The sequence below is a fragment of the Protofrankia sp. CiP1_Cm_nod2 genome, assembly GCF_920664355.1.
Classification (GTDB): Bacteria; Actinomycetota; Actinomycetes; order Frankiales; family Frankiaceae; genus Protofrankia.
This window is the reverse complement of the sequence record NZ_CAKKTL010000103.1, coordinates 1-4,188: the sequence shown is the minus strand read 5'-3', so window position 1 is coordinate 4,188 and position 4,188 is coordinate 1. Positions and strand designations below refer to the sequence as shown.

3 protein-coding genes and 1 pseudogene are annotated in these 4,188 nt (G+C 73.7%); 3 read left to right on the top strand and 1 reads right to left on the bottom strand.

The features are described from left to right. The first annotated feature begins 75 nt into the window (after positions 1-75). Entirely contained in the window at positions 76-1,296 is a 1,221-nt protein-coding gene (locus tag NBW84_RS13115) for an ABC transporter ATP-binding protein (protein WP_250284946.1), read from the top strand. On the opposite strand, the gene NBW84_RS13110 is transcribed toward NBW84_RS13115, so the two are convergent. Continuing rightward, entirely contained in the window at positions 1,262-1,660 is a 399-nt protein-coding gene (locus tag NBW84_RS13110; protein WP_250284953.1) for a hypothetical protein, read from the bottom strand. The two genes, NBW84_RS13115 and NBW84_RS13110, sit on opposite strands and share 35 nt — an antisense overlap. Between NBW84_RS13110 and NBW84_RS13105 the strand changes: the two genes are divergently transcribed. Both NBW84_RS13105 and NBW84_RS13100 read left to right on the top strand, forming a co-directional pair. Further along, positions 1,551-2,969 carry a glycosyltransferase family 2 protein gene (locus tag NBW84_RS13105; RefSeq protein WP_445548272.1) on the top strand — a complete coding sequence of 473 codons (1,419 nt, stop codon included), beginning with the start codon at positions 1,551-1,553 and terminating at the stop codon, positions 2,967-2,969. The two genes, NBW84_RS13110 and NBW84_RS13105, sit on opposite strands and share 110 nt — an antisense overlap. Beyond that, a pseudogene (locus tag NBW84_RS13100) lies at positions 2,966-4,188 on the top strand (hypothetical protein); the annotation flags it as partial. The gene NBW84_RS13105 and the pseudogene NBW84_RS13100, both read left to right, overlap by 4 nt.

Genomic DNA, 4,188 nt, shown 5'->3' with positions numbered 1-4,188 from the left:
AGCCTGGCATCCGCGGCGGACGCGGCGAGCCCGGTGGACGCGGCAGGTCCGGTGGACGCGGCAGGTCCGGCGTCCATGGTGGGCGCCCCGGCGCCCGAGGCCGCCCCGGGGGGCCCGTCGGCTGCCCCGATGGTGATCCGGGCGACCGGTGTGAGCAAGAAGTTCGTCTCCTACCACCGGCGGGCGACCAGCCTCAAGGAGCTGTTCGTCCGCCGCGGGCAGGCCAGCGGGGACGACTTCTGGGCGCTGCGCGACATCGACGTGGAGATCGGCAACGGCCAGACGGTGGGGCTCGCCGGGGCGAACGGCTCCGGCAAGTCCACGCTGCTGAAGGTGCTGGCCGGCATCCTGCGCCCGACCCACGGCGAGGTCTCGGTCAACGGGCGGATCGCCTCCCTGCTGGAGCTCGGCGCCGGCTTCAACGGCGAGCTGACCGGGCGGGACAACGTCTACCTCAACGCGTCCCTGCTCGGCCTGTCCCGCCGCGAGATCGACCGGATGTTCGACTCGATCGTCGACTTCGCCGAGCTCCCCCACAAGATCGACGACGAGGTCAAGCACTACTCGTCCGGCCAGTACGTCCGGCTCGGGTTCGCCGTGGCCGTCCACGTCGACCCGGACGTCCTGCTGGTGGACGAGGTGCTGGCGGTCGGGGACGAGGCCTTCCAGAAGAAGTGCCTGGCGAAGATCGAGGAGTTCCGGCGGCAGGGGCGCACGATCCTGTTCGTCACGCACTCCCTGGACCTGGTCGAGAGCATCTGCGACCGGGTCCTGGTCCTGGAATCCGGTTCGATGATCTTCGACGGCGCGCCGGAGATCGGCACCCGGCTGCTGCGGCAACGCCTGGGCAGCCTGCCCTCGGACGGGCCCGTGCCCTACGACGTCGCCGCCGTCCGGCCCGTCCTGGCGACCTTCGCCAGGGACCCTGGGGGGCCGTCCCAGGTCCAGTTCGACCCGGGTGAGAAACTGACCGTCTCCCTGACCCTCGACCTCACCCTGGACGCGCCGGAACGGATCTACCTGCACGTCTACGTTCTCGGCCAGCACGATCTGCCGATCTGGCTGATGGAGACGCCCGTCGGCGGCATACCGAGCAGACCCGGCCTGCTCACCGTGGACTTCACCGTGCCGAAAATCCCCGAGCTGCTGGGCGCGTTCGCGATCAGCGTGCACGTCTCCGATGCCGCCACCGGCGCCCCGGTCACCAAGCGCCGCTTCGACGACCTGTTCGGGATCAGCGGCCCGCAGGCCGGTGGCCTGCTCAAAGTCGACTACGAGGCGAGGGCCCGCGGATGAGCGACCCGACCACCCCCGGCCCGGCCCCCGGGCCGAACACCGAGTCCGCCAGCGCGTCCAGCAGCCCGGCCAGCCCGGCCAGCGCGTCCAGCAGCCCGGCCACCGCGCCCGCCAGCCCGGCCAGCGCGTCCAGCAGCCCGGCCGGCGCGCCCGCCAGCCCGGTCAGCACGTCCAGCAGCCCGGCCACCGAGTCCAGCAGCCCGGCCGGCGCGTCCGCCAGCGCGTCAGCCGCCCTGGGCGTCACACCCACCGACCTGACCAGCGCGGCCGGCGACCCGGCCGTCGCCGCCACCGGCCCGGACACCACGCCCGCCGGCCCGGAGGCCGAGCCGGCCAAGCCGCTGGTGACCGTCGTCATCGTCAACTGGAACGGTGCGCACCTGCTGCCGGCCTGCCTGGACGGCCTGGCCAAGCAGGTGACCGGCTTCGCCTTCGAGACGTGGGTGGTCGACAACGCGTCGCAGGACTCCTCCCGGGCGCTGCTGGCCGAGCGCTACCCGTGGGTCCGGCTGGTGCCCTCCGAGACCAACCTCGGCTTCGCCGGCGGCAACAACCTCGCGCTACGCGCGGTCACCACCGAGTACGCCGCCCTGCTCAACAACGACGCGGTGCCCGAGCCGGACTGGCTGGCCAACCTGCTGGCGCCGTTCGACGCCCCCGGCGGCGACCGCCTGGGTGCGGTCACCGGCAAGGTCGTCTTCCTCCCCCGCTTCCTACGGCTGCGGCTGTCGACGCCGGCCTTCACCCCCGGCCCGCACGACCCGCGCGAACTCGGCGTCCGGGTGTCGTCGGTGACCGTCGACGGCCGGGAGGTGCTACGGGAGGTCCTGTGGGAGAAACTGACCTTCGGCGCCGAGGGCGGCCGGGACGCGCCGTTCTTCTGGACCCGCGGTGACGGCGAGCTGTGCGTCCCGGTCCCGGAAGGGGGCCCGGTCACGCTCGGTTTCACCTGGGCCGGCCAGGCACCCAAACCGGTCACGTTGAGCTGGGACGGCGGGTCGGTCACGCTGGACGCCGGCGCCGAACCGTCCACGGTGGAGTTCACCGTCCCGGACGGCGTGGCGCGCGTCGATGTGATCAACAACGTCGGCGGGATCGTGCTGCGCGACGGGTACGGCGCCGACCGCGGCTACCAGCAGGTCGACACCGGCCAGTTCGCCCGGGCCGAGGAGGTTTTCACCGCCTGCGGCAACGGCATGGCGATCCGCACCCAGCTTGGGCGCGAGCTCGGCTGGTTCGACGACGACTTCTTCCTCTACTACGAGGACACCGACCTGTCCTGGCGGATCCGCGCCCGCGGCTACACGATCCGTTACATACCGGACGCGGTGCTGCGGCACGTCCACTCGGCGTCCAGCGTCGAGTGGTCGCCGCTGTTCGTCTTCCACACCGACCGTAACCGGCTGCTGATGCTCACCAAGGACGCGAGCGCCCGGATCGCGCTGGCGGCGGTGGCCCGCTACCCGCTGACGACCGCGTCCATCGCGCTGCGGACGCTGCGCCAGGCGTGGGCCGCGCGCAGCCGCCCCCCGCTGCGCCCGACCTGGCTGCGGCTGACGGTCATCGCCTCCTACCTGCGGCTGCTGCCGGCCATGCTGGCCCGCCGCCGGGCGATCTCACGCACCGCCTCGACCCGCCGCCACGAGCTGGAGAACTGGCTGGTGCGACGATGACGACCGGACCGACGACACCACCGACGGCAACACCGGCGGCACCGGCACCGGCACCGGCGGCAACACCGGCGGCCACGACGACACCGGCACCGCCCGCGACAGCGCAGGCGACCGCAACGCGGCCGGTCGCCGCCGAGGCCACCGCTCGGCACCCGGCTGACACGCGGCGGCCGGCAGCCAAGCCGGCCAGCGGCATCCGGGCCGCCGTCTACAACAGGTTCTGGCACTCCATGGGCGGCGGGGAACGCCACAACGGCATGATCGCCGAGGTGCTCGCGGCCGAAGGCGCCGAGGTCGACCTGCTGGGGCATTCGGCGGTCGACCTGGACGCGCTCGGTGCCCACCTCGGGCTCGACCTGTCCGGCTGCCGGTACCGCCTGCTGCCCGACCGGGGCGACGACGCCGTCGCCGAGATCAGCGCCGAGTACGACCTGTTCGTCAACGGCTCGTACATGAGCCGGCTGGTCCCCCGCTCGAGGCACTCGGCGTACCTGTGCTTCTTCCCGACACCGGCCGATCACGACGCGGCGGCGTGGCGCCGGGCCGCGATCCGCGCCGGCAGCCCGTTCCTGCGAGGCGTGCGCCCGGCGGTCGGGTACGGGACGGGCTGGTATCCGCCCGAGGGCGGCCGCCGCCGGCAGTGGGTCTGGTCGAACGGCGCGGGGGTCCTCTCGGTCGCCCCCGGCGGCGACCGGGTGCTGCACGCCGACGTCGGCCGGCCCGGGGCGTCCGGGACGGTACGGCTGCGCGTCATCGACGCGGCCGGGCAGGCCCTCGCCGACGTCGAGGCCGGCGCCGTGTTCACGCCGGTCGCCGTGCCGCTGCCCGCCTCGTCCACCGGAACCGAGCTGACCCTGGTCAGCGAGACGTTCACCCCCGCGGCGACGGACGCTCCAGGCACGCCGGACGCACCGGACGCACCGGACGCACCGGATGAATCAGGCATCCCGGACACATCATCAGGCACGCCAGGTACGCCCGACGAACTGGGCACACCATGCCCTCCAGGCGGCGCGTCAGGCACTGCGACTCCCCCGGACGAGACAAGCCAGCCGGACGAGACAGGCCAGCCGGACGAGACAGGCCAGCCGGACGGGACAAGCCGGCCGGACGGGGCGGGCCGGCCACCGGCGGGCGGTGGCGGCGCGGCGGCCTCCCGGGACGTCCGCCAGCTCGGGGTGGCGCTCAGCCGGCCGCGGGTGGCCGACCGGCGCGAGGG